The sequence below is a fragment of the Streptomyces sp. NBC_01334 genome (assembly GCF_035983595.1).
Taxonomy (GTDB): domain Bacteria; phylum Actinomycetota; class Actinomycetes; order Streptomycetales; family Streptomycetaceae; genus Streptomyces; species Streptomyces coriariae.
In genome coordinates this window covers 8,904,104-8,927,804 of sequence record NZ_CP130718.1, presented here as the reverse complement: position 1 = coordinate 8,927,804, position 23,701 = coordinate 8,904,104, and the positions used below count along the sequence as shown (strand labels likewise).

Sequence of the window (23,701 nt, the reverse complement as noted above, 5' to 3'; positions counted from 1 at the left end):
CCGAGGTCGCGCAGATGCACATCCGGCCAGGTGTGGCGCATTCTTGCTGTGTCGCCCAAGCGGCGGCGCACGGACGAGGTAGGGCCGAATGACTGGGAGCGCCGGAAACGAGCGGAAGCCGTCCGGGCCACCGCCCGCGCTGCTGACCGGGGCCGTGGCGGACGCGCTGCGGGCGACGGACGGCCGCACCGGTGGCGTGTACCTGTGCTCGGCCACGTCCCCGCTGCTGCGCCTCGCGGTCCTCGCGGGGCTGCCCGGTCCGCTGTTCCGCCCCTGGTGGCGGGTGCACATGGACCGGCCGTTCCCGGTGGCCGACGTCTACCGGACGGGTGTGCCGGTGGTGCTGGCCAACGCCACCGAGATGATGCGCCGCTACGCGCAGCTCGCGGCGGGCCTGCCCTTCCAGTTCGGTTCGCTCTACGTGCCCATCGTCGCGGACGGCCGGTCCTTCGGGGTGCTGGCCGTGCTGCGCCCGGCGTCGGCCGGCGCGGCGGAGGTGCAGGCGGAGCGGGAGCGGCTGACGGCGGTGGCGGACGACCTCGGAGCGGCCCTGCTGCGGTTGGGGGCGGACGGCGGGGACGTCACCTGGGACGAGGAGCCGCTGTGCGTGCGGCCGCCGGCCGCCGGACCGGCCCCGGGCCGCGTCGGGCGGTTCTCGTGGGACCCGGCGACCGACGTCGTCACCCTCGACGAGCAGGCGCGCGTCCTGCTCGGTCTGCCCCCGGACGAGTTCCCGGGCACCCTGGACGCCCTGGCCCTGGCCGTCGACCCGACGGACGCCCACCGGCTGCCGGGCCTGCTGCACCGGACGGCCCGGGGCCGGCCGCCACCGCTGCCGCTCCAGGTGCGCACCACCGAGGGCGGGCTGCGGCTCCTCGAACTGTGGGACGCGACGGGCGTGGCGACCCGACCGGGTGATGCCCCCGCCGCGTCTTCCGCGCTGCCCCGCCCCATCGCCGGCGTCCTTCTCGATCCGGGCCCGGGCGCCCTCGCCGACGGAGCCGCCGATCTCCTCCCGGAGGGGGTGTTCTGTCTCGACCGGCTGGGGCTCGTCGTCTACGCCAACGCGCGGGCCGGGCACCTCCTCGGCGTGCCGCGGGGCCGGCTGGTCGGCCGGTCGCTGTGGGAGGCCGTGCCGTGGCTGAACCAGCCCACGTGCGAGGAGCATCTGCGCGGCGCCCTGTTGTCGCCGGAGCCCGCGCACTTCCATGTGCGGCTTCCCGTCACCACCGACCCCTCCTCCGTCCCCCGGCCGTACGAGGGCGACTGGCTGCGCGTGTCCCTGTACCCGGGCGCGGATCTCGTCACCTGCAAGGCGGTCCCGGCGAACCGCGTGCCGAACGACGCGGCCCCCGAGCGCCCGGAGACGGACGCCCCGGCGTCCGGTACCGCCGCCTCGACCGCCCCGATCTACCGGCCCATCGTCCTGGCCATCGCGCTGACGGAGGCCGTGACCGCCCGCCAGGTGTCGGCGGTGGTGATGCAGGAGCTGCTGCCCGCGTTCGGCGGCCGTCGGCTGGCCATCTACCTGCTCCAGGAGCGGCATCTGTACCTGGCGTGGGAGTCCGGGTTCCCCGAAGGCTTCCTGGCTCCCTTCGAAGGGGTGGGCCTCGACGCCCGACTGCCCGGTGTGGAGACCCTCACGACGGGCCGGCCGCTCTTCTTCGACTCGATGCAGCAGCTGGCGGACGCCTATCCGGGCATCGACCTCGACGCGTCGGAGGGCGCGCGCGCCTTCCTCCCGCTGATCGCCTCGGGCCGCCCGGTCGGCTCGTGCATCCTCGGCTTCGACCGCTCACGCAGCTTCAGCTCCGAGGAGCGCACGGTGCTGACCGCGCTCGCCGGGCTGATCGCCCACGCGATGGAGAAGGCGCAGCGCTACGACACCGAGGCCGCCCTCGCCCGAGGGCTCCAGCAGGCCCTCCTCCCCCGGCGGCTGTCGCAGCACGCGCGCGTGGAGACCGCGGGACGCTATCTGCCCGGCACCGAGGGCATGGACGTGGGCGGCGACTGGTACGACGTGGTGGAGGCCGGGGACGGGCTGGCCCTGGTCATCGGGGACGTGCAGGGGCACGGCGTGCAGGCGGCGGCCACCATGGGACAGCTGCGCAGCGCGGTGCGGGCGTTCGCACTGGGCGACCGGCCGCCCGAGGAGGTCATGGGCGGCACGAACCACCTCCTCATCGACCTGGACCCCGGCCAGTTCGCCAGCTGCTGCTACGTCCGGCTCGACCCGGCCACCGGTCTGGCCCGGGCGGTCCGCGCCGGGCACCTGCCGCCGCTGCTGCGCCACCCCGACGGCCGAACCGAGGTCGTGGAACTGCCCGGCGGCGTGGTGCTCGGGGTGGACCCGCGCGCCCACTACCCGGTGACGGAGCTGCGGCTGGAGCCGGGCGCGATCCTCGCCCTCTACACGGACGGGCTGGTCGAGCGGCCCGGCCATGACATCGACGACGGCATCACGGATCTGCGCCGGGCGCTGGCCGGGGCGGGGGCCGGGCACCGTCCGGCCGAGACCGACACCGCCGGGCCCACGGCCGAGGCTCGTTCCGGCCGTTCCCTCGCGGACGTCGCCGACCTGCTCACCGCGACGGCCCGGCAGGCCGCTGACCGGGCGGACGACATCGCGCTGCTGCTGGCCACCCGGCGGGCGGCCGAAGTCACTCACGGCAAGCGTGCGGGACACGGTCCGTGACCGTGCGTGACGACTCTCGCCTCGCGCGGCCCGGCAGTGTAGACATGGCACATGGTCCGACTCCTGGGGCGCTCGGATGCCCGGCCGGCCCGTCGTCCCCGGGGCCCGCGGGTCCGGCGTACGCCTGAGTCCGCACTGGGCGGGCGCAGTCTCGCCGCGCAGGTGTTCGTCCTCCAAGTGGTCATCGTGCTGCTGCTGGTCGTGGCCGCCGTGGTGGCGCTGCTGCTCCAGGTGCGCCACGACACGACCCAGGAGGCCCGCAACCGCTCCGTGGCGGTCGCGCAGACCTTCGCCAACTCGCCGGGCATCGTCGAGGCGCTGAACGCCCCGGACCCGACGGCCGTGCTCCAGCCCAAGGCAGAGGCGGCCCGCAAGGCGTCCGACATGGACTTCCTCGTCGTCATGAACACCGAGGGCATCCGCTACACGCATCCCAAGCCGGACCGCATCGGCAAGAAGTTCGTCGGGAACATCCAGCCGGCGCTGGACGGCGGGATCGTGGTCGAGGAGGTCAACGGGACCATCGGCCGGCTGGTCCAGGCGGTGGTACCGGTGAAGACGGCCGACGGGACCGTGGTCGGGCTCGTGTCGTCCGGCATCACCACCGCGCACGTCGGCGGCAACGCCGACCGGCAGCTGCCGCTCGTCCTCGGCAGCGCCGCGGTCGCCCTCGCCCTGGCAACGGCGAGCACGGCGCTGGTCAGCCGCCGTCTGCTGCGCCAGACCCACGGCCTGGGCCCGCGCGAGATGACCCGGATGTACGAGCACCACGACGCCGTCCTGCACTCCGTGCGGGAAGGGGTGATCATCGTCGGCGGCGAGGGCGACCTGCTGCTCGCCAACGACGAGGCGCAACGCCTGCTCGACCTGCCCCCGGACGCCGAACGGCGCCAGGTCCTCGATCTGGGACTCGACCGGGACACGGCCGAGCTGCTGGCCTCGGGACGGATGGTCACCGACGAGGTGCACCTGGTCGGGGAGCGGCTGCTGGCGATCAACCAGCGGCCCACCGTTCTGGCGGGCGGACCGGCGGGCAGCGTCGCCACCCTGCGCGACTCCACGGAGTTGCGCGCTCTGTCGGGCCGGGCGGAGGCGACCCGCGAGCGCCTCGACATGCTGTACGCGGCCGGGGTGGGCATCGGGACCAGCCTGGACGTCACCAGGACCGCCGAGGAGCTCACGGAGCTGGCCGTGCCGAGGTTCGCGGACTTCGCGTCCGTGGATCTGTTCGACGCCGTCCTTCAGGGCGAGGAGCCGGGGGCCCGGGGCACGCTGCGCCGCACGGCGGTCAGCGCGATCCGCAAGGGCGCGCCGCTGTACGCGGTGGGCGAGAGGATCCGGTTCGTGGACTCCGCCCCGCAGGCCCACAGTCTCGGCGAGGCGCGGGCGGTCCTGGAGGCCCGTCTCGCCCAGGCGCCCGGCTGGCGCGCCCAGGACCTCGAACGGACCGAGCAGGTCGTGGAGTTCGGCATCCACTCGCTGATCACCGTGCCCGTGCGGGCGGGGTCCCTGATCCTGGGCGTGGTCAGTTTCTGGCGTTCGGAACGGCCCGATCCGTTCGACCCGGACGAGGTCGTGCTCGCCGAGGAGCTGGTGGCGCGGGCTGCGATCTCCATCGACAACGCGCGCCGGTTCACCCGCGAGCACGGCATGGCGGTCACCCTCCAGCGCAGCCTGCTGCCGCGCACCCTGCCGGAACAGAACGCCCTGGACATCGCCTACCGCTATCTGCCGGCGCAGGCGGGTGTGGGGGGCGACTGGTTCGACGTGCTGCCCCTGTCCGGGGCCCGGGTCGCCCTCGTCGTCGGTGACGTGGTGGGCCACGGGCTGCACGCGGCGGCCACCATGGGCCGGCTGCGCACGGCGGTGCACAACTTCTCCGCCCTGGATCTGGCCCCGGAGGAACTCCTCGGCCTGCTGGACGAGCTGGTGGCCCGGATCGACCAGGACGAGGCGGACGACGGCACCGACGCGGCCGTCTCCGGGGCGACCTGTCTGTACGCCATCTACGACCCGGTCTCCCGGCGCTGCACGATCGCCCGGGCCGGCCATCCGCCGCCGGCGCTGGTGCACCCCGACGGCCGGGTCGAGTACCTCGAGGTGCCCGCCGGACTGCCGCTCGGACTGGGCGGGCTGCCGTTCGAGACGGTCGAGCTGGAGCTGGCCGAGGGCAGCTCCCTTGTGCTGTACACCGACGGGCTGGTGGAGGACCGGGAACGGGACATCGACACCGGTCTGGAGCTGCTGCGCACCGCCTTGGAGCGGTCCTCCGACGGTCCGCCGGAGGGGACCTGCCAGGCCGTCCTGGACGCCCTTCTGCCGCCCCGCCCCGGCGACGACATCGCGCTGATCGTCGCGCGTACCCGGGCGCTCGGTGCCGACCGGGTCGCCGAGTGGGACGTGCCGGTGGACCCGGCGGCGGTCGGCGAGGTGCGGGCGGCCGTGGCGCGGCAGCTGGCGCGCTGGGGCCTGGAGGACCTGTCCTTCACGACGGAACTGATCCTGAGCGAACTGGTCACCAACGCGATCCGCTACGGCAGCGCCCCGGTGCGCGTCCGGCTGCTGCGTGACCGCACCCTGATCTGCGAGGTCGCCGACAGCAGCAGCACCTCACCGCACCTGCGGTACGCGGCCATGACCGACGAGGGCGGCCGCGGCCTCTTCCTCGTGTCGCAGCTGACCGACCGCTGGGGCACCCGTTACACGGCCAAGGGCAAGGTCATCTGGGCCGAACAGCCGCTGCCGTGACGCGAGTCGGCCGCCACTCCACTCATAAATGATGCTTATGAGTCCATAGACCGGACCCGCGTACCGAGTAAGGTTTGCCTTAGTTTAGGCTTCCCTCGAGTCGATCTGTCGCCACTCGAAGGGAACCTGATCATGCCCCGCCCCCTGCGGGTAGCCATTGTCGGAGCCGGCCCCGCCGGGATCTACGCCGCCGACGCGCTGCTCAAGTCCGATGTGGCCGCCGACCCGGGTGTCTCCATCGACCTCTTCGAGCGCATGCCGGCCCCGTTCGGCCTGATCCGCTACGGCGTCGCCCCGGACCACCCCCGCATCAAGGGCATCGTCAACGCCCTGCACCAGGTCCTCGACAAGCCGCAGATCCGCCTCTTCGGCAACGTCGACTACCCCACCGACATCAGCCTGGACGACCTGCGCGCCTTCTACGACGCGGTGATCTTCTCCACCGGCGCGACGGCCGACCGCGACATGTCGATCCCCGGCATCGAGCTCGACGGCTCCTACGGCGCCGCGGACTTCGTCTCCTGGTACGACGGCCACCCGGACGTGCCGCGCACCTGGCCCCTCGAGGCCGAGAAGGTCGCGGTCCTGGGAGTCGGCAACGTCGCCCTCGACGTGGCCCGCGTCCTGGCCAAGACGGCGGACGAGCTGCTGCCCACGGAGATCCCGGCCAACGTCTACGAGGGTCTGAAGGCCAACAGGGCACTGGAGATCCACGTCTTCGGCCGCCGTGGCCCGGCGCAGGCGAAGTTCTCCCCGATGGAGCTGCGGGAGCTCGACCACTCCCCCACCATCGAGGTCATCGTCGACCCCGAGGACATCGACTACGACGACGGCTCGATCGCCACGCGACGCGGCAACAAGCAGGCCGACATGGTCGCCAAGACGCTGGAGAACTGGGCGATCCGCGATGTCGGCGACCGCCCGCACAAGCTGTTCCTGCACTTCTTCGAGTCGCCGGCCGAGATCCTCGGCGAGGACGGCAAGGTCGTCGGTCTGCGCACCGAGCGCACCGCCCTCGACGGCACCGGCAACGTCAAGGGCACCGGCGAGTTCAAGGACTGGGACGTCACGGCGATCTACCGCGCCGTCGGCTACCTCTCCGACAAGCTTCCGAAGCTGCCCTGGGACCTCGACTCGGGCACGGTCCCGGACGAGGGCGGCCGCGTCATAGAGGAGTCCGGCGAGCACCTGCAGTCGACGTACGTCACCGGCTGGATCCGCCGCGGTCCGGTCGGCCTCATCGGCCACACCAAGGGCGACGCCAACGAGACGGTGTCGAACCTGCTGGACGACCACGCGAACGGCCGTCTGCACGCGCCCGCCTCGCCCGAGCCGGAGGCCGTGGAGGCGTTCCTCGCCGAGCGCGACGTCCGCTTCACCACCTGGGAGGGCTGGTACAAGCTGGACGCCGCCGAGAAGGCGCTGGGCGAGCCGCAGGGCCGCGAGCGCGTGAAGATCGTCGAGCGTGAGGACATGCTGCGGGAGAGCGGCGCGTAGTCCTGGGCGCGGGGTTCGGTCGCCCTTTCGGGCCACTCCGGCCACGGTCGGCCGAACCCCAACCCACCCACGGCTCAGCGGGGTTGACGTAATCCTGTTGGGCCGCGCGATCACCGCCTGTTAGCGTCCCGGGGTGTTCTCCGTCCATGAGCCTCCCCTCTTCACCCGGCTGCGCGACGCGCGCCGGGTGCTGATCGCCGGTGCGGGCGGCGGTTTCGACGTGTACGCGGGCCTTCCGCTGGCGCTCGCCCTGCGCTCGGCGGGCAAGGAGGTCCATCTGGCCAACCTCTCCTTCGCCGACCTGCACGGGCTGCCCTCCGAGGTCTGGCTCCAGCCGGACGTCGCGGCCATCCGCCCCGACATCCCCACCCGCGGCGACTACTTCCCCGAGCGCACCCTGGCCCGCTGGCTCGACCGGCACGACCTCCCCGCCACGGTGTACGCCTTCCCGCGGACCGGAGTGGAACCCCTGCGAGCCGCCTACCGGGCGCTCCTCGACCATCTGGGCGGGGTGGACGCCGTCGTCCTGGTGGACGGCGGGACCGACATCCTGATGCGCGGCGACGAGCACGGACTGGGCACGCCCGAGGAGGACATGGCCAGCCTCGCCGCCGTACAGAGCCTCGACGACGTCCCCCACCGGCTGGTGGCCTGTCTCGGCTTCGGCGTGGACGCCCACCACGGCGTGAACCACTCCCTCGTGCTGGAGAACCTGGCCGCGCTGGACCGCGAGGGCGCCTACCTCGGCGCGTTCTCCCTGTCGCACCAGAGCCCCGAGGGGGCCCTCTACCTGGACGCCGTGGCCGACGCCCAGGCCTGCACCCCGGGCCACCCGAGCATCGTCAACGGCTCCGTCGCCGCCGCCGTGCGCGGTTCCTTCGGCAACGTGCGGTTCACCGAGCGGACCAAGGACAGCGAGCTGTTCGTCAATCCGCTCATGGCGCTGTACTTCTGCGTCGACGCGCCCGGCCTGGCCCGTCGCAACCTCTACCTCGACCGCCTCGCCGACACCGTCCTGATGCGGCAGATCAGCTCCCGCATCGAGGAGTTCCGCGACGAACTCCCCCTGCTGCGGCAGCCGCGCGCCTTCCCCCACTGAGGCACGGCCGCCCCTCGGCGCGGGTGGCGCCGCGGTACGGGTGGGGCTGCGGCACGCCGGTCGTCAGTGGGCCGCGAGGTCGCTGCCGCCGACGATGGCCAGAGCCACGGTCAGCAACAGCGGGGCCGCCGCCTGGACCGCGAAGCCGGCGAGCATGACCGTCGGCAGCGGGACGGACACGTCGAGCCAGGTGTACACGGCGGCCGGTCGCAGCACCAGGACCAGCAGCCCGAGCACGGCCAGGGCGAGAGCGCCCTCCCCGCCGGCCGGGCCCGGCGAATGCGCCACCCCAGCCAGCCGAGCGCGCCCACGGCGAAGCACCGAGTGGCGCACCTGCCTGACTCGGCAGGACAGCGTTCCCGGCGAGGCGTTCAATGGTCTGCATGGGTGTTCGGCAGACGACGACACGCCACCGGGCGAAGGCCCCGGCGGCCCTCGCGGTGGCCGCGCTCCTGCTCGTCCCCGGTGTCCTCGCCGCCGCTCCGCCGCCCCAGCCGCCTGCGCAGCTGACGGCGGCGGAGGTGAACGCGGCCGTGGGGAAGCTCGACGGGATCGTGCGGGACGGGATGGAGCGGACGGGCGTGCCCGGGGTCGCGGTCGCCGTCGTGTACAAGGACCGGGTCGTGTACCTGAAAGGCTTCGGCGTGCGCCACGAAGGCCGGTCCGCCCGGATCGACCCCGACACGGTGTTCGAGCTGGCGTCCCTGTCCAAGCCGCTGGCCTCGACCGTCGTCGCCGGAGCGGTGGGCGAGGGCGACGAGAAGATCGGCTGGGACGACCCCGTCGCCGCCCATCTGCCCGGCTTCGCCCTCAAGGACCCGTGGGTGACGCGGAACGTCACGGTGGCCGACCTGTTCGCCCACCGCAGCGGCCTGCCCGACCACGCGGGCGATCTGCTGGAGGACCTCGGCTACGACCGCGACTACATCCTCAACCACCTCCGGTACGAGCCCCTGGCCCCGTTCCGCGCCTCCTACGCCTACACCAACTACGGCCCGACGGCGGCCGGTCAGGCGGTCGCGGACGCCGAGGGCACGACCTGGGAGAAGCTCTCCGAGGACACCCTCTACAAGCCCGCCGGGATGGACGCCACCAGCTCCCGCTTCGCCGACTACGAGGCCGCCAAGAACCGGGCCGACCTGCATGTGAAGGCCCCCGACGGCACCTGGCGGGCCCAGTACGTGCGCGACGCCGACGCCCAGTCCCCGGCGGGCGGCGCCAGTTCCTCCGCCCGCGACATGTCCCGCTGGCTGCGCCTCCAGCTGGCGAACGGCAAGCTCGACGGCGAGCAGATCATCCCGGCCGAGCAGCTAGAGCGCACCCACCTCCCCGCGATCGTCTCCAACCCCCCGCAGACGCCGGCCGGCCGCACAGGCTTCTACGGCCTCGGCTGGAACGTCGGCTACGACGACCTGGGCCGCCTGCGCCTGAGCCACTCGGGCGCCTTCGCCCTCGGCGCGAACACCAACGTCACCATGCTTCCCGCGGAGCAACTGGGCATCGTGGTGCTCACCAACGGCAAGCCGCTCGGGCTTCCCGACGCCATCGCTGAGGGCTTCTTCGACACCGCCGAGCACGGGAAGGCCACGGCCGACTGGCTCGACCTGATCGGGAAGGTCTACGCGCAGCAGGAACAGGCGGAGGTCTCGCCCACCGATTACTCCACCCCGCCCGCCGACGCGGCCGCCGCGCGCCCCGACGCCGCCTACAGCGGGACATACGCCAACCGTTTCTACGGTCCGCTGACCGTCTCCGCGTCCGGTGGCGAGCTGACCATGCGACTGGGCCCGAAGCCGACGACGTTCCGGCTGACCCACTACGACGGGGACACGTTCAGCTTCCGGACGGTCGGCGAGAACGCCGTCGGACTGTCCGGCGTCACCTTCCACGGCGACCGCGACGGCAAGGCGACCCGGGTGACCGTGGAGGCGTTCGACGAGACCGGCCTGGGCACCTTCACGCGCGAATAGCGCGAGCGCGCGAACCGGCGGCCGGGAGTCAGCCGTCGTCGCGCGGGTGGGTCTCGATCACCCGGGCCCGCACATCGGCCCTGAGGTAGGCGCTGCCGTAGTCGTCGGACAGGTAGACGCTCATCGTCGGCCCGCTGTCGAAGATGCTGGAGCCCGGGTTGATCACCAGGTAACGGCTCGTCGGCTCGGCGACGCCCAGGACCTCGGTGGCCCTGGCCAGCAACGCGGGCACCGCGTCCCAGTCGTAGACGTCCAGGTCGACGGGGATCGCGCCGGTCATGACAGTGCCGCCCGGCCCGTCCTTCACCGCCACGTCGCCGCCCCGGTACATGTACCGGTCGTAGAGCTTCGGGTGGCCGGCGACGGGGGCGTCGGCGATGGCGTACTCCCCGTACACCACCAGGCTGGTGACCTTCGTCCCGCCCATGGCGGCGGTCAGCTTCGCCACGGCCGCCTTGAGGCCCTTCCCGCTGAGCAGGTCGACCTTCTCCGCGGCGGCGACCCCGCCGGACGAACCACCGGACGAGCTGCCGGACGAACCACCGGAGGACCCGCCGGAGGACGTCTGCCGGGCGCTCTGCGACACGGACGGCTTCGGCGTGGCCGCGCCGTCGGTGTCGCCGCCGTCCGTGTTCGGGAGCAGCGTCCACACCAGCACGCCCGTCAGGGCCGTGCCGAGGACGGCTCCGGCGACTGCCTTGCCACGGGTCCGGCGCCCTCGGGTCGGGGCGGTGGTGTGCGGCGGGGCGGGGGCGACGTCGGCGACCGCGGGCGGGGCGAGGGGGTAGGAGGTCGGCGGGGCGTACAGGGCCGCGGCCGGCGCCGGCTGCGACGGGCCGGGCGCGTCCCCGGTCACGGCCGCGAGCATCCGGTCGACCTCCGCCGCGTCGGGGCGGGCCTGCGGGTCCCGGACGAGCAGCGCCTCGAGGACACCGGTCAGCGGCCCTGCCCGGCGCGGTTCGGGCACGTCCTCGCCGAGCACGGCGGCCAGCGTGGCGAGCGTGCTCGCCCTGCGCAGCGGATGGTGGCCCTCCACGGCGACGTACAGCAGCATCCCCAGCGACCAGAGGTCGGCGGCGGGACCGCCCTCCTTGCCGCTGACCCGTTCCGGCGCCATGAAGTCGGGCGAGCCGATGACGGCGCCGGTGGCGGTGAGGCTTGCGGACTCGCGGACGGCGGCGATACCGAAGTCGGTGAGCACGGGCCGCCCGTCGGGGCGGAGCAGGACGTTGGCGGGCTTCACGTCGCGGTGCTCGATGCCGACGGCGTGCGCGGCGCGCAGCGCGGACAGCACCTCGCGGCCCAGGCGCGCGGCCTCGGCCGGCGTCATCACGCCCCGGTCGAGCCGGTCCTGGAGGGAGCCGCCCTCGACCAGTTCCATCACGATCCACGGATACGTGTTCTCGCCGCCGTCGACGATGTGGTGGATCGTCACGACGTTGGGGTGGTGGACGCGGGCCAGCGCGCGGGCCTCCCGCAGGACGCGCTCACGCAGCGTCCGGGCGCCCTCGGGGTCGTACTCGGCGAGATCCGGGTCCGGGGGCCGCACCTCCTTCACGGCGACATCCCGACGCAGGGCCAGGTCGTGGGCCCGCCACACCAGGCCCATGCCTCCGCCGCCGAGTCGCCCGACCAGCTCGAAACGGCCGTCGACGACGCGTCTGTGGGGTTCCGCTGTGCTCATGGAGGGAGCTTAGGGGTACGGACCGACAGGCGGTGCGTCGGCCGGAGGGGGCACAGCGCGAATGGTCCGCGCGGGCCCCGGGCATGCTGTGAGCGAGGTCACTTCCGCCGGGCCGTGCGGGACCACTCCCGGACCGCTCCCCCATTCGCTCATCGCCCTCCCCCACGAAGGACATGTGCTTTGGCTCTTATGTACCCTGACGCCCCATCGGCCCGCCGTCCGGGCCGCTGCTGGACGATCCGTGTGGTCGGGCACCGGGACCGCACCGCGTCGGTCACCTGCTCCTCGCCGTGCGTGATGCCGCCGCGTTCCCGGGACATCGCGGCGCTGCGCCGCTTCGCGGTGGCCCACGCGGCCGCGCACGCCAGAGCGGCGGCGGTACATCACGACGCCGCCTGCTGGTGCCGTCGCCAGCGGTGCGCGCTGCACGAGGGCACCCGGGTCGCCTGCGCGGGCTCCGTCGTCCTCGTCCTGCGGCACGACCCGGCGGTCGGCCAGGTGTGGACCCTCAGCGAAGTCTGCGCCGCCTGCGCCCCGTTGCTGCCCCACGCACGCGTGCTGACCCGTGCTGCGCCACCCCAGCCCCGCGTTCCGGCCCCGGACCCGGCACCGGGCACGGGCACGGGCACGGAGGCAGGCCGGGGAGCGGGCACAGGACCGACGCCGTCCGGGCCGGCGACGCCGACCGTGGGGCCACCGCGTCTCGTACCCGGTGGGTTCAGCGCCCCCTCGTCGGGAGCGGGTGCGGGCCCGGAACGGGGTGGCGGCCGACGGCGCGGGGTCGGCGGACGCCGCGGCCGGGCCACCGGGTCGTAGGCACTCCTGACGGAGTCCGCCGGAGCCCTGCGGAGTTCCGTCAGGGCTCGTATCGGGACTGCGGCGGGATGCGTATGGGCAGAGCGCCGAGGATCCGGCCGCGGAACTGCGGAGCCGGTGGCTCGCCGCCATGGACGACGGGCCCGTCGTCCATGGACCGCGCCGCCAGCAGCGCGGCGATGCGCGCGCCGCCGCGCCGCCCCTCCAGGTGCAGACGGCCGACGTTGGCCCGGTCGTCGGCGAGCAAGGTCAGGACGGCCGACGGTCCGGCCGCGTACGTCGCGAGATAGCCCCCGGCCCCGCGCACCAGCAGCTCGCGGAACTCGCCGCGGTCGGCGAGGTCGACCATCCGGCGCCCCACGCCGAGCGCCGCCGCGGTGAGCGCGGCCAGCCCTTCCGGCTGCACGTCCGGCATGTCCTCGGCGAGGACGAGACCGTCGGCACCGGCCGCCAACGCCCCCGTCAGCTCCGGTATCCGGGTACGCAGCCGGTGCAGTTCGTTCAGAACCTCGGTCTCGACGGCCATGACCGTTGCCCCTTCGACGCGTTGTCGGCTGACGCTGATCAAGTGCGGTGCGGCGCGCGGTGGTTCAGATACTCCTGAGGCTACGGAAAGGAACGACCGGAAGCGATGGCTCCGGCATTTTCATTTGGAACATGCCATGCGGCCAGGACCCGTCGCCGACCCCATCACCGAACCCGTCGCCGGACCCAGGCGCCCTACCTGCGTTTTTGCAGTTCAGGAGCTTCTCCACCCTGCAAGGAGTCGTATGAGCGGGCAGGCTTCGCATGGTTTCTCAGGACTCGTGCCGGCCAAGGGCGCCCCACGACAGGGTCTCGGTGTCCCGGGTTCGACCACTCCGCGCTGAGCGAGTTCCGGGACCGTCTGGTGGCCGACCGGGCGCTGCGGATCTTCGACGAGGAGCACAAGGGCGGTTGGACCGTTCCGCCCCCTGCGTCAGCTCGTGGGGGCTACTTGCGCTGCCTCGCGGGGCCCGTCATGACAGGAACGAAGGAGCGTGCGGTGCGATACGGGACAGAGCACAAGGCGGCGACCAGGGAGACGACGATGAGGGCCTTCACGGTGGAGCGCTACGGCGACAAGGCCGGTATGCGCGCCGGCGAGGTGCCGGACCCGGAGGTGGGTTCGTCGGAAGGACCCGGACGCGACCACACCTCGACGTTCCCCGTCCCACCTGACGTGGTCCGTACGAGAACGCGCCGACCAGCTCCGCGTCCGTCCACGGCGAGGACTTCGCCTACCGGGAACTCGCCCCGAGGGCGGCATGCCGCTGATCCTCCTGATCCACCTGGCCGGGGTCCTGGACAACTGGGACCCGCGCGTCGTCGACGGGCTCGCCGTACGACGTCGGGTCTTCCCTTTCGACAACCGCGGGGTGGGCGGATCGAGCGGCTCCACACCGGACACGATCGAGGCGATGGCCCGCGACGCGGTGCTGTTCATCCGAGCCCTCGGATGCGACCAGGTCGATCTGCTCGGCCTGGTCGATGGGCGGCTTCGTCGTGCTCGAACGATTCCGATGTGCGCGTCGCGTGAGGCGCTGCCCGCCGTCAGCGAGGCGGGTGGGACGGGTCGGCATCGGGGTGGACACCCTCGGCCTCGGCCGCGTCTGCGAGGGCCGCAGCAGCGGCCTCTTCGGCCTGAGCCTTGTCGCTGGCGGCCTGGGCGACCATGTCGTCCGAGGGCTTCTCGCGGGTGGCCGGCGACTGGGGCAGGACCTCGGTGAAGGCGCGGGACATGCTCTGGAGCGCGGAGGTGATCTCGCTGGGGATCACCCAGAAATTGTTGCCCGAGCCCTGCGCGAGCTGGGGCAGCGTCTGAAGGTACTGGTAGGCCAGCAGCTTGGGGTCGGGGTCGTTGCGATGTACGGCCTGGAACACCTCGTCGATGGCGCGGGACTGGCCCTCGGCCTGGAGGATCGCGGCGGTACGGTTGCCCTCAGCGCGCAGGACGGCTGCCTGTTTGTCGCCTTCGGCGGTGAGGATCTGCGACTGGCGCTGCCCCTCGGCCCCGAGAATCGCAGCCCGCTTGTCCCGCTCGGCCCGCATCTGCTTCTGCATCGCGTCCTTGATGGACTGCGGAGGGTCGATGGCCTTGATCTCCACCCGGTTGACCCTCAGCCCCCACTTTCCGGTGGCCTCGTCCAACACGCCACGAAGCTGGCTGTTGATGGTGTCCCGTGAGGTGAGCGTCTTTTCCAGGTCCATGGATCCCACGACGTTGCGCAGGGTGGTCACGGTGAGCTGCTCGACCGCCTGAAGGAAATTCGCGATCTCGTAGAAGGCCGCTCTCGGGTCCGTGACCTGGAAATACAGAACGGTGTCGATCTCGACGACAAGATTGTCCTCGGTGATGACCGGCTGCGGCTTGAAGGAAACCACCTGTTCGCGCAGATCGATCACGGGATGAACGCGGTCGATGTAGGGGATCACGAGGCTGAGGCCGGGATTCAGGGTCCGGTGGTAGCGGCCGAGCCGCTCGACGTTGCGGGCGCGCGCCTGGGGCACGATACGGACCGCCCGCACCACGGTGAAAACCGCGATCAGGGCGACGATCAGGCCGGCAATCAAGAACGCCGAGGTTTCCATGGCTTCAGTCCCGGGGGTAGACAATCGCGGTGGCGCCGCTGATCTCCATGACGTCGACGATCACTCCAGGAGGAATCACCAGCGTCTCGTCGTAGGCGCGGGCCGTCCATTCCTCACCGTCGATGCGGACCCTGCCGCCCCGGCCCGTCACCTCGGAGACGACATACGCACCCTTGCCGACCAGTGCGTCCACGCCGAACCTCGCCACTTGGGGCTGCAGGACGTGGCGCAGCGCAATGGGGCGCACGAACAACACGGTGACGGTGGCGACGACGGTGAACACCAGGAACTGCAGAGGCAGCGGCAGCCCGAATGCGGCGGACCCCGCCGTGACCAATGCGGCCGCGCTCAGCATTCCGAGCGCAGCGGTAAGAGTGAAGATCTCCGCCGCAGCCAACACGGCTGCGATGATCAACCAGATCAGCCATGGATCCATTGCGTGCCTCTTCTGAGCGGTGCGGGCGCGAAAGGCCTGCCCTTTACCATTGGACCCCGCCGCGGACGGCCGCGACACCCCTGGGGAAGGGAAAACCGTCCGGCTCCGGACGCGGTGACCACACATGGGCCGTCGGCGCACAGGCCCCCACCCGGTTCCGCCTTCCGTCCGGGAGCGGCGAGCCACCGCCGTGTGGGGGGCAGGCGGAAACGGGTCTCACTGGGGCGAAGTCGGGCGGGTCGGCCTCCGCGGCGGCTGTATCGCCCGCATCGCACGTACCCTTCATGGTGACCACGGCGTCCATGAGGGGCGCCAAACCCTTGGAGGCAACACCACGTGCTGATCGCTCAGCGTCCGTCCCTGACCGAAGAGGTCGTCGACGAGTTCCGTTCCCGGTTCGTGATCGAGCCGCTGGAGCCGGGCTTCGGTTACACCCTCGGCAACTCCCTCCGCCGGACGCTCCTGTCCTCGATCCCGGGGGCGGCGGTCACGTCCATCCGTATCGACGGCGTGCTGCACGAGTTCACCACCGTGCCGGGCGTCAAGGAGGACGTCACCGACCTGATCCTCAACATCAAGCAACTCGTCGTGAGCAGCGAGCACGACGAGCCGGTCGTGATGTACCTGCGCAAGCAGGGCCCAGGTCTGGTCACCGCCGCCGACATCGCGCCCCCGGCCGGTGTCGAGGTGCACAACCCCGACCTCGTCCTCGCCACGCTCAACGGCAAGGGCAAGCTGGAGATGGAGCTGACCGTCGAGCGCGGTCGCGGTTACGTCTCCGCCGTGCAGAACAAGCAGCTCGGTCAGGAGATCGGGCGCGTCCCGGTCGACTCGATCTACTCGCCGGTTCTCAAGGTCACGTACAAGGTCGAGGCCACGCGTGTCGAGCAGCGCACCGACTTCGACAAGCTGATCGTCGACGTCGAGACCAAGCAGGCGATGCGTCCCCGTGACGCCATGGCCTCCGCCGGCAAGACGCTGGTCGAGCTGTTCGGTCTCGCCCGCGAGCTGAACATCGAGGCCGAGGGCATCGACATGGGCCCGTCCCCGGTGGACGCCGCCCTCGCCGCCGACCTGGTGATGCCGATCGAGGAGCTCGAGCTCACCGTCCGGTCGTACAACTGCCTCAAGCGTGAGGGCGTCCACTCCGTGGGTGAGCTCGTCGCCCGCTCCGAGGCCGACCTGCTGGACATCCGCAACTTCGGTGCGAAGTCCATCGACGAGGTCAAGGCGAAGCTGGCCGGCATGGGCCTGGGCCTCAAGGACAGCCCGCCCGGATTCGACCCCACCGCCGCCGCCATCGGTGCGGACGACGACTCGGACGCGGGATTCGTGGAGACCGAGCAGTACTGAACCCTGCGCTGCGCCGTTCGTCGAGTCACTTCGCGACGGGGACAGGAGAACCTCCGGGCTGCCCGCCGGGCAGCCTCGGCAGGTTCCTCGCCCGTGCGCAGAACCCGACCAAGGGCGGTCGGCGACGACACGGCGCAGCCGAGGCCCGCACCCTGGACGGAGCACGACCCACCTCCGACGCCGCAGCGGCCGGTACGGGCCGGCCGCCTTCGACAGGGCAGGCTACGGCGCCGTGAAGACGATCTCGTTTTCCTTTCCCGCCTGGCTCTTTCTCGCTTTTCTCTCGTACGATTCCGGCCAATAACCTGAGCCCGTTGCCGTCGGTCCGGCGATATCCGGGGAGCTGCATTCCGGATACCGCACCGGCCCACGCACTTCCGTCGGGGTCTTCTTCTCCGGTGGGTGCGCGGCGTACGGCGCGTCGGCGGCGGGAAGCCGCGTTCGCCACCGGGAAGGCTGCCCATGCCGTCGGCGGTGGGCGTGGCGGGCGTGTCCGGCGTTCATGGCGGGACGTCGTGGCACGTGGTGTGACAGAGGCCGGTCGACGGCGTCCCGCCCCGTTCCCCCCGCAGTTCAGATGCCGTTCCCCGCGCGGAGTGGCGAATTCCGGCTTATGTCCGGCGTGGTCGGCGACGATCCACAAAGGGCTCCGCCCGCCCGGAAGATTCATTCTGTGCCGCGAATGCCAAAGCGAAGCGGGAATCCCGGTCGTCGTGCCGTCGCCGCCCGAACTCGCCACCCCGGCACGGTGATCGCGGACGGCGCGGGAGCGGTGGGAAACCGCGCGTCCGGATGCTGCCGTACAGGTCCCTGGCGCGCCCCTCGCCGCTCATGCGAAATCGAACCCGCCCTCGTTCGGGCGTCCTTGTCCTCCCCATCGGCTCCTGGCTAAGCTCCCGAGCGTTTCAATTCCTGCACCTTTTCCACACATCTTTGTCAACTGTGGCGCTGTTTCACATGCGATCTCGCATGTGACTTCGAGTGTGACGGCAGAACGGGGAGGGCTGCGCATGGGATCTTCTGTTCCCGAAACAGGGGCCTCGCGCGTCCAGGCCGTTTCGACTCCGACGGCCCTGATCAACGACACCGAGCCGGCCAAGGGCACCGAGCCCGCCACCCGCGACGTCCGGCTCTTCTGGTGCGCGAACGCCGCCGATTCCCTGGGCAGCCAGGCGTCCGGGGTCGTCCTGCCGCTGCTGCTCCTCGGGCTCGGCTACTCGCCGGCGGTGGTGGGGCTGGTCGCGGGGGTGTCAACGGCGACCGGGCTGATGCTCGGCCCACTCGTCGCCGTACCCGCCGACCGTGGCGCGCGCAAGCAGGTGATGTTCTGGTCGGCGGTGGTCTCGGCGCTCGCGATGGGCTCCGTGGCCGTGGCCCTGGCTGTCGCGGAAGGACGGCCTTCGCTGGTCCATCTGCTCGCCGCCGTACTGGTGGAACGTACCGCCACTGCCTGCTACGAGGCGGCGGCCCGCGGCACGGTAGCCCTGATCTCCAAGCCCGGGGACCTTCCGCGCGTGGTGGCCGGGCTGGAGGCGGGTGACCGCGGCGCCCTGGTCGCGGGACCCGCTCTGGGCGGCATGCTGTACCAGGTCTCGCGCGCGCTGCCCTTCGTGCTGGACGCAGTCTCGTACGCCGTCACGGCCGTGTGCGTCCGGGCCATGCGCTCGCACCTGCGGGCCGACCGGACCGACAGCGCGGACGCGGTGGACATCCGGACCGACAGCGCGGACGCGGTGGACATGACGAACCGGGGTGACGTGGCGGACCGGGCTGACGGCGCGTCGGAGTCGGCCGGGAACGCGGCCCAGGACGGTTCCGTGCCACGGCCCGTGCCACGACCCACGCCCCGCTCCGCACGCGGCACATGGTCCGCTCTGGCCGCCGAGGCGAGCGCCGGAGCCCGGCTCGTCCGGACGACGCCCCTGCTGCGGCTGGTACTCGTGTGGACCACCACCGTCAACGGCGTACTGGCCGCGCTGTACTACGACGCCGTCTTCACCCTGCAGGAGAGCGGCCACGGCGGCACGCCCATGGGCCTGGTCCTGGCCCTGTCCGGCGCCGCCGGACTCGCCGGTTCTCTCGCCGCGCCCCGGCTGGTGCGCGGCCTGAGCCCCGTGCGGGCGGTTGTGACGGTGTCCTGGCTCATGATCCCGCTCGCCGCCGCGCTCGCGACAGCCGGAGGACCGTGGGCGTACGGGGCGCTGTTCGGCGGGTTGTGCCTGATCATGCCGCTGGCCACCGTGATCCTCCAGGCCCGGGCCATTCAGGGGACGCCGCCCGAACTCCAGGCCCGCGCGGGCTCCGTCCTCGCCACCGCCGCCGGCGGAGCCGCAGCCATGGCGCCCGCGCTCACCGGGTTTCTGACGGCTCACGCGGGGGCCGCCGTGCCCGCGCTCGCCTCCGCCGGGGTGCTGGTCCTGCTCGCTCTGCACACGACCCTCCGCGCGCGACGCATCCTGGCGTCGGGCGTACCGCCGAAGGGCACACCGGCGGAAGACGTTCGGGCGAGGGGGCGAGACGTATGACCGGATCCCGCTACCAGGTCTACCTGGCCGCCCTGCCCGAGGTCTGCGCCGCCGACCCGGCGCTGATGGCGTTCACCGCGGACGCGAAAGGCCGGTGCGAGGTGTTCGCCTGGAACGCCGAAACCGGGCGCGCCCGCCAGGTCACCGACCGACCGCGGGGCACTCTGCACGGAACGATCGACCGGGACGCGAACGTGTGGTGGTTCGACGAGGACGCGAACGGCGAGGGTCACTGGCGGTTCCAGCCCTTCCGCGGCGGCCCCGACCTCCCCGGGCTCACCGGCGTGCCCCCGGGCACCCCGCGCGGCCTGGCCGTGAGCGACGACGGGAGCGTCGCCATGGGGCTGGGGAACGGCCGGACGACCACCGTCCACCTGGGCCGGCGCGGTGCTTCCGCCCGCGAGGTGACGCGCGTCGACCAGCACGCCACGCTGTCCGGGATCACCGCCGCGGCCGGCCTGCTCGCGATCAGCGGACCCGCCGGTTCCGCGCACGCCGTGACCGTCCTGACCGCGGACGGCACACCGCGCGCCGTGCTCTCCGGCTCCGGGGAACACGGCAGGCTCTGGTCGCTCGGCTTCGCGCCCACCGCCGAACGCGACGAACTGCTCCTGGTGCGCGAGGACGACGACCGCTATCTGCTGGCCAGTTGGCGCCCGGAGACAGGGATCCGTACGTACGCGTGGTGCGCGTTCGACTGTGAGATCACCGCCCGCTGGTACCCGGACGAGGACGAGGAGCGTACGGTCCTGATCCGCGAGGACCGCCACGGCCGCAGCACCCTCCACCGGGCCCGCCTGGACTCCGGCACCCTCACGCGCGTGCCGACGCCACCCGGCAGTCTGCTGGACGCGGCGCCGCGGGCCGGTGGCGATGTGCACTACCTGTGGACGGACACGGCCCATCCGCCGCGTATGTACTCCACGGCCGGAACCGCGCTGCCGGCCCTCGGCACCGTGCCGGGGCGTGTACCGGGCGGCCACCGCGACCTGTGGACGCCGACCCCGGACGGCCCCGTGCACTCGTGGCTCAGCCTTCCCGAAGGCCAAGACCTGCCACAGGGTCCCGAACTCCCGCAGGGCGAAACCTCCGAGAGCGAGACCTGCGAGGGCCGGGCGCCCAGGGAGCGGGGCGCGCCGCCGCCCGTCGTCTTCCTCGTACACGGCGGTCCCGCCGACCACGACCGCGACGCCTACGACGGTGTCGTGCACTCTCTCGTGGCCTCGGGCTTCGCCGTCGCACGCGTCAACTACCGCGGCTCCACCGGCTACGGGCCCCGCTGGCGCCGGGCCTTCGGCGCGGGCGTGGGGCTCACGCAGGTCGAGGACCTGGTGGCGGTGCGCGCCGATCTGATCGGGCGCGGGCTGGTACGGCCGGACGCCGTCGGACTGTGGGGCACATCGTGGGGCGGCTACCTCGCGCTGCTGGCCCTCGGCACCCGTCCCGGGCTGTGGCAGGCGGGCGTTGCCGTCAAGCCCGTCGCCGACGCCGTCGCCGCCTACCGCACCACCACGTCCGCGCTGCGCACCCTGGACGAGCGCCTGTACGGAGGCACACCCGACGACGTGCCCGAGGCGTACGCCCGCAGCTCGCCGATCCAGTACGCCTCGCGCGTGCGGGCACCGCTGCTGGTCGTGGCCGCCACCCGGGACGCCAAGTGCCCGCCCGGCCAGGTGCGCGGCTACCTCGCCGCGCTGCGCGCCGCCGGGGCCCGCCACGAGTCGATGTGGCTCGACAGCGGGCACGACGGCTACGAGGGCGGCGACCACGTCGCCGTACTGCGCCGCGCCGTGGTCTTCCTCGACCGCGAGCTGCGCGGCACGCACCGCTCCCCCAAAACGCCCCCCGCCATCCGGAGGGGGGATTCCGGCCGCGTCCGTACCGCGGCGGCGGCCGGGACGGACAGCGCCGAAGACACCGAGAGGAGAACCACCCATGCAGAAGGACATCATCCACAACGACCCGCTCGAGGGTGACGAGGAGAACCGGAAGCCGAGCGTCGGCGTCACGATCACCATCCCGTTCCGCAACGCGGAGGACGCGGAAGAGGACTGATCCTCGCCGGCCGGCCCGGCGGCCACCGATGCCGGGCCGGCCGGTCGGCCCGGCACCCAGGGGCGTCCGCGGCAAAGGGGTTGTCCGTCCCAACGGGGTCGGGTGCATCCCGCCACGACCACGGTCGGTCGCCAGAAGTGCCCCGCCTCCCCTGTCTGCCGTCTTCCCCGTTCCCCGTCTTCCGGCCGTCCCACGAGGAGCTGACATTGCGCGTACTGCTGGTCAACATGCCCTGGTCTCCCATCGACCTTCCGTCTCTGGCCCTGGGAATCCTCAAGCGGAGTGTGGACGAGCACGTGCCGGACGGCAGTGCCGAAGTCCTGCACGCCAACCTCGAGTTCACCGACTGGATCACCCGGCGTATGGAGTTCACCGCCGAGGACTACGAGTACTACGCACTGGCCTCCTACTTCATGGGCTGCGGCGACTGGGTCTTCTCCTCCGCGCTCTACGACGACCCCGACTGGCGGGACGACGAGTTCGCCGCCGCGATGAAGGGGAAGCTCGGCGCGTCCCGGATGCGGATGACCCGCGAACTGCACCGGCTGGTACCGGAGTTCGTGGCGGACATCGCCCGGCGGATCGTCGACGAGGCACCCGACGTCGTGGGCTTCACCTCCACCTTCCAGCAGAACACCGCCGCGCTCGCGGCCGCCCGCCAGGTCAAGCAGCTCGCGCCGCACATCGTGACCGTCATCGGCGGCGCCAACTGCGACGGCGAGCAGGGCGCGACAGTCCACCGCAACTTCCCGTTCGCGGACTACGTGATCCGGGGCGAGGGCGAAGCCGCGTTTCCGCAACTCCTGTCCGCGCTCGGTGAGGAACACCCGGACCTCTCCACCGTGGCCGGGCTGTGCCATCGCGGTCCGGACGGAGTGAGCGCCGCCAACTCGATGGCGACCAGCCCACTGCCGCCCGCAACCATCCTGCCGCCCGACTACAGCGGGTACTTCGAACGTCTCGGCGCCTCCGTGGCCCGCAACTGGGTCGAGCCCAAGCTCGTCGTCGAGGGCGCCAGAGGCTGCTGGTGGGGTGAGAAGCACCACTGCACGTTCTGCGGGCTCAACGGTTCCTTCATGCAGTTCCGCAGCAAGAGCCCGGACACCTTCTACGACGAGATCATGGATCTAGCCCGTCGCCACCGTGTGCTGGACATGTACGTGGTCGACAACATCCTCGACATGGGCTACCTCTCCACCGTCCTGCCCCGGATCATCGAGAGCGGCTACGACCTGCGGCTGCACATCGAGATCAAGGCCAATATGCGCCGCGCCCACCTCCGTACGCTCTCCGACGCGGGCCTGATCTACGTGCAGCCGGGCATCGAGAGCCTGAACAGCCGCGTACTGGACCTGATGGACAAGGGCGTCAGCGGCTGCCAGAACGTACGCATGCTCCGCGACGGCGCCGAGACCGGCCTGTCGGTGTCCTGGAACTATCTGCACGGCTTCCCGGGAGAGAGCGCGGAGGACTACGACCCGGTCATCGCGCAGATACCGGCGCTGGAACACCTCAACCCGCCGGTCGACCTCTCGGCCCGTATCGCCATCGAACGGTTCAGCCCGTACTTCAACCGGCCCGAGCTGGGCTTCTCCGGCTTGCGCCCCGAGGCGCACTACCGCTTCACCTACGACTTGCCGGAGGAGGAGCTCTACGGACTCGCCTATGTCTTCGAGGCGCCGGAGCGGGGCATCGGCAAACCCACCGTCACCGCACTCAACGCCGCGCTCGGCGCCTGGCGCAAGCACCACGCCGACGCGCGTCTCACACAGGCCGACCTGGGGGACCGCATCGTCCTGGTCAGCAAGCGCCGGGCCTTCGAGTGGCGGGCGATGGAGCTGACCGACCCGTACGAGATCGCCGCGTTCCGGCTGCTGGACCAGCCGCACACGCCGTCGGCCCTCACTCGCAAGGCCGCGGGCCGGGTCCCGGGCGGGGTGCGCCAGGAGGACGAGGTGCAGGAGTTGCTCGACCGCTGGGTAGGGCTCGGGCTGGTCTTCACCGACAACGGGCAGTACGTGCACATCGCGCCCTCGGCGGTGAACGAGGACCTGCTGCGGCTGGACTTCATGCGGCACCGGCACGCGGCGCCCGTACCGGCCACCACGCCGGCCGAACCGCACATGAGCGGAGTCTGACCTGTCTTCTCTCTTCACTCCCTCTTTCCTCAGCCCTCGCCCGAGCGTGGTCCGACCGTTCAGGCGCACCTGGAG

At 72.0% G+C, this 23,701-nt stretch carries 15 protein-coding genes and 1 pseudogene; 11 read left to right on the top strand and 5 right to left on the bottom strand.

Going from position 1 to position 23,701, the window contains the following annotated elements; translation table 11 throughout:
• Positions 1-88 precede the first annotated feature (88 nt).
• The 4 genes from OG736_RS39775 (at position 89) to OG736_RS39760 (ending at position 8,039) form a co-directional block, all read left to right on the top strand.
• On the top strand, positions 89-2,695 hold the full coding sequence (locus OG736_RS39775; protein ID WP_327186762.1) for a SpoIIE family protein phosphatase: 2,607 nt from the start codon (positions 89-91) through the stop codon (positions 2,693-2,695).
• Between the two features lie 51 nt (positions 2,696-2,746).
• The gene (locus OG736_RS39770) at positions 2,747-5,443 is read left to right on the top strand and encodes a SpoIIE family protein phosphatase (RefSeq protein WP_327186761.1); all 2,697 of its coding nucleotides are present in this window, start codon (positions 2,747-2,749) and stop codon (positions 5,441-5,443) included.
• A 132-nt stretch (positions 5,444-5,575) separates the two neighbouring features.
• Entirely contained in the window at positions 5,576-6,940 is a 1,365-nt protein-coding gene (locus OG736_RS39765; RefSeq protein WP_327186760.1) for an FAD-dependent oxidoreductase, read from the top strand.
• Positions 6,941-7,073: 133 nt separating this feature from the next.
• On the top strand, positions 7,074-8,039 hold the full coding sequence (locus OG736_RS39760; protein ID WP_327186759.1) for a DUF1152 domain-containing protein: 966 nt from the start codon (positions 7,074-7,076) through the stop codon (positions 8,037-8,039).
• Between the two features lie 63 nt (positions 8,040-8,102).
• On the opposite strand, the gene OG736_RS39755 is transcribed toward OG736_RS39760, so the two are convergent.
• The gene (locus tag OG736_RS39755; RefSeq protein WP_327186758.1) at positions 8,103-8,327 is read right to left on the bottom strand and encodes a hypothetical protein; all 225 of its coding nucleotides are present in this window, start codon (positions 8,325-8,327) and stop codon (positions 8,103-8,105) included.
• Between the two features lie 86 nt (positions 8,328-8,413).
• On the opposite strand from OG736_RS39755, the gene OG736_RS39750 reads away from it, so the two are divergent.
• A complete protein-coding gene (locus tag OG736_RS39750; RefSeq protein ID WP_327186757.1) occupies positions 8,414-10,009 on the top strand; it encodes a serine hydrolase in 1,596 nt (531 codons plus the stop codon).
• A 28-nt stretch (positions 10,010-10,037) separates the two neighbouring features.
• On the opposite strand, the gene OG736_RS39745 is transcribed toward OG736_RS39750, so the two are convergent.
• Positions 10,038-11,693, bottom strand: coding sequence for a serine/threonine-protein kinase (locus OG736_RS39745; protein WP_327186756.1), 1,656 nt, complete (start codon positions 11,691-11,693; stop codon positions 10,038-10,040).
• Between the two features lie 243 nt (positions 11,694-11,936).
• Here OG736_RS39745 and OG736_RS39740 point away from each other — a divergent pair, with 243 nt between their 5' ends.
• Positions 11,937-12,509: a hypothetical protein gene (locus tag OG736_RS39740; RefSeq protein ID WP_327186755.1), complete on the top strand. Its 573-nt coding sequence runs from the start codon at positions 11,937-11,939 to the stop codon at positions 12,507-12,509.
• A 40-nt stretch (positions 12,510-12,549) separates the two neighbouring features.
• Here OG736_RS39740 and OG736_RS39735 read toward each other — a convergent pair whose 3' ends face one another.
• A complete protein-coding gene (locus tag OG736_RS39735) occupies positions 12,550-13,035 on the bottom strand; it encodes a roadblock/LC7 domain-containing protein (protein WP_327186754.1) in 486 nt (161 codons plus the stop codon).
• Between the two features lie 760 nt (positions 13,036-13,795).
• Here OG736_RS39735 and OG736_RS39730 point away from each other — a divergent pair.
• A pseudogene (locus OG736_RS39730) lies at positions 13,796-13,951 on the top strand (alpha/beta fold hydrolase); the annotation flags it as partial.
• A 130-nt stretch (positions 13,952-14,081) separates the two neighbouring features.
• Here OG736_RS39730 and OG736_RS39725 read toward each other — a convergent pair.
• Together OG736_RS39725 and OG736_RS39720 are read right to left on the bottom strand one after the other, a co-directional pair.
• Positions 14,082-15,119, bottom strand: a complete 1,038-nt coding sequence (locus tag OG736_RS39725) for an SPFH domain-containing protein (protein WP_327186753.1) — start codon at positions 15,117-15,119, stop codon at positions 14,082-14,084.
• A 4-nt stretch (positions 15,120-15,123) separates the two neighbouring features.
• Positions 15,124-15,555 carry an NfeD family protein gene (locus OG736_RS39720; RefSeq protein WP_327186752.1) on the bottom strand — a complete coding sequence of 144 codons (432 nt, stop codon included), beginning with the start codon at positions 15,553-15,555 and terminating at the stop codon, positions 15,124-15,126.
• A gap of 336 nt (positions 15,556-15,891) precedes the next feature.
• On the opposite strand from OG736_RS39720, the gene OG736_RS39715 reads away from it, so the two are divergent.
• From OG736_RS39715 to OG736_RS39700, 4 genes are all read left to right on the top strand, one after another.
• A complete protein-coding gene (locus OG736_RS39715; RefSeq protein ID WP_327186751.1) occupies positions 15,892-16,908 on the top strand; it encodes a DNA-directed RNA polymerase subunit alpha in 1,017 nt (338 codons plus the stop codon).
• A gap of 1,010 nt (positions 16,909-17,918) precedes the next feature.
• Positions 17,919-19,433, top strand: coding sequence for an MFS transporter (locus OG736_RS39710; protein ID WP_327186750.1), 1,515 nt, complete (start codon positions 17,919-17,921; stop codon positions 19,431-19,433).
• Positions 19,430-21,409 carry an alpha/beta hydrolase family protein gene (locus OG736_RS39705; protein ID WP_327186749.1) on the top strand — a complete coding sequence of 660 codons (1,980 nt, stop codon included), beginning with the start codon at positions 19,430-19,432 and terminating at the stop codon, positions 21,407-21,409. Before OG736_RS39710 ends, OG736_RS39705 begins: the two co-directional genes overlap by 4 nt.
• Positions 21,410-21,694: 285 nt before the next feature.
• Positions 21,695-23,626: a RiPP maturation radical SAM C-methyltransferase gene (locus OG736_RS39700; RefSeq protein ID WP_327186748.1), complete on the top strand. Its 1,932-nt coding sequence runs from the start codon at positions 21,695-21,697 to the stop codon at positions 23,624-23,626.
• The last annotated feature ends 75 nt before the right edge of the window (positions 23,627-23,701 follow it).

Excerpts from the sequence above, each read along its gene's own strand:
- OG736_RS39705 (WP_327186749.1), top strand. The coding sequence starts at position 19,430 with ATGACCGGATCCCGCTACCAGGTCTACCTGGCCGCCCTGCCCGAGGTC.
- OG736_RS39765 (WP_327186760.1), top strand. The coding sequence starts at position 5,576 with ATGCCCCGCCCCCTGCGGGTAGCCATTGTCGGAGCCGGCCCCGCCGGG.
- OG736_RS39710 (WP_327186750.1), top strand. The coding sequence starts at position 17,919 with ATGGGATCTTCTGTTCCCGAAACAGGGGCCTCGCGCGTCCAGGCCGTT.
- OG736_RS39725 (WP_327186753.1), bottom strand. The coding sequence starts at position 15,119 with ATGGAAACCTCGGCGTTCTTGATTGCCGGCCTGATCGTCGCCCTGATC.
- OG736_RS39770 (WP_327186761.1), top strand. The coding sequence starts at position 2,747 with ATGGTCCGACTCCTGGGGCGCTCGGATGCCCGGCCGGCCCGTCGTCCC.
- OG736_RS39720 (WP_327186752.1), bottom strand. The coding sequence starts at position 15,555 with ATGGATCCATGGCTGATCTGGTTGATCATCGCAGCCGTGTTGGCTGCG.
- OG736_RS39735 (WP_327186754.1), bottom strand. The coding sequence starts at position 13,035 with ATGGCCGTCGAGACCGAGGTTCTGAACGAACTGCACCGGCTGCGTACC.
- OG736_RS39775 (WP_327186762.1), top strand. The coding sequence starts at position 89 with ATGACTGGGAGCGCCGGAAACGAGCGGAAGCCGTCCGGGCCACCGCCC.
- OG736_RS39750 (WP_327186757.1), top strand. The coding sequence starts at position 8,414 with ATGGTCTGCATGGGTGTTCGGCAGACGACGACACGCCACCGGGCGAAG.
- OG736_RS39745 (WP_327186756.1), bottom strand. The coding sequence starts at position 11,693 with ATGAGCACAGCGGAACCCCACAGACGCGTCGTCGACGGCCGTTTCGAG.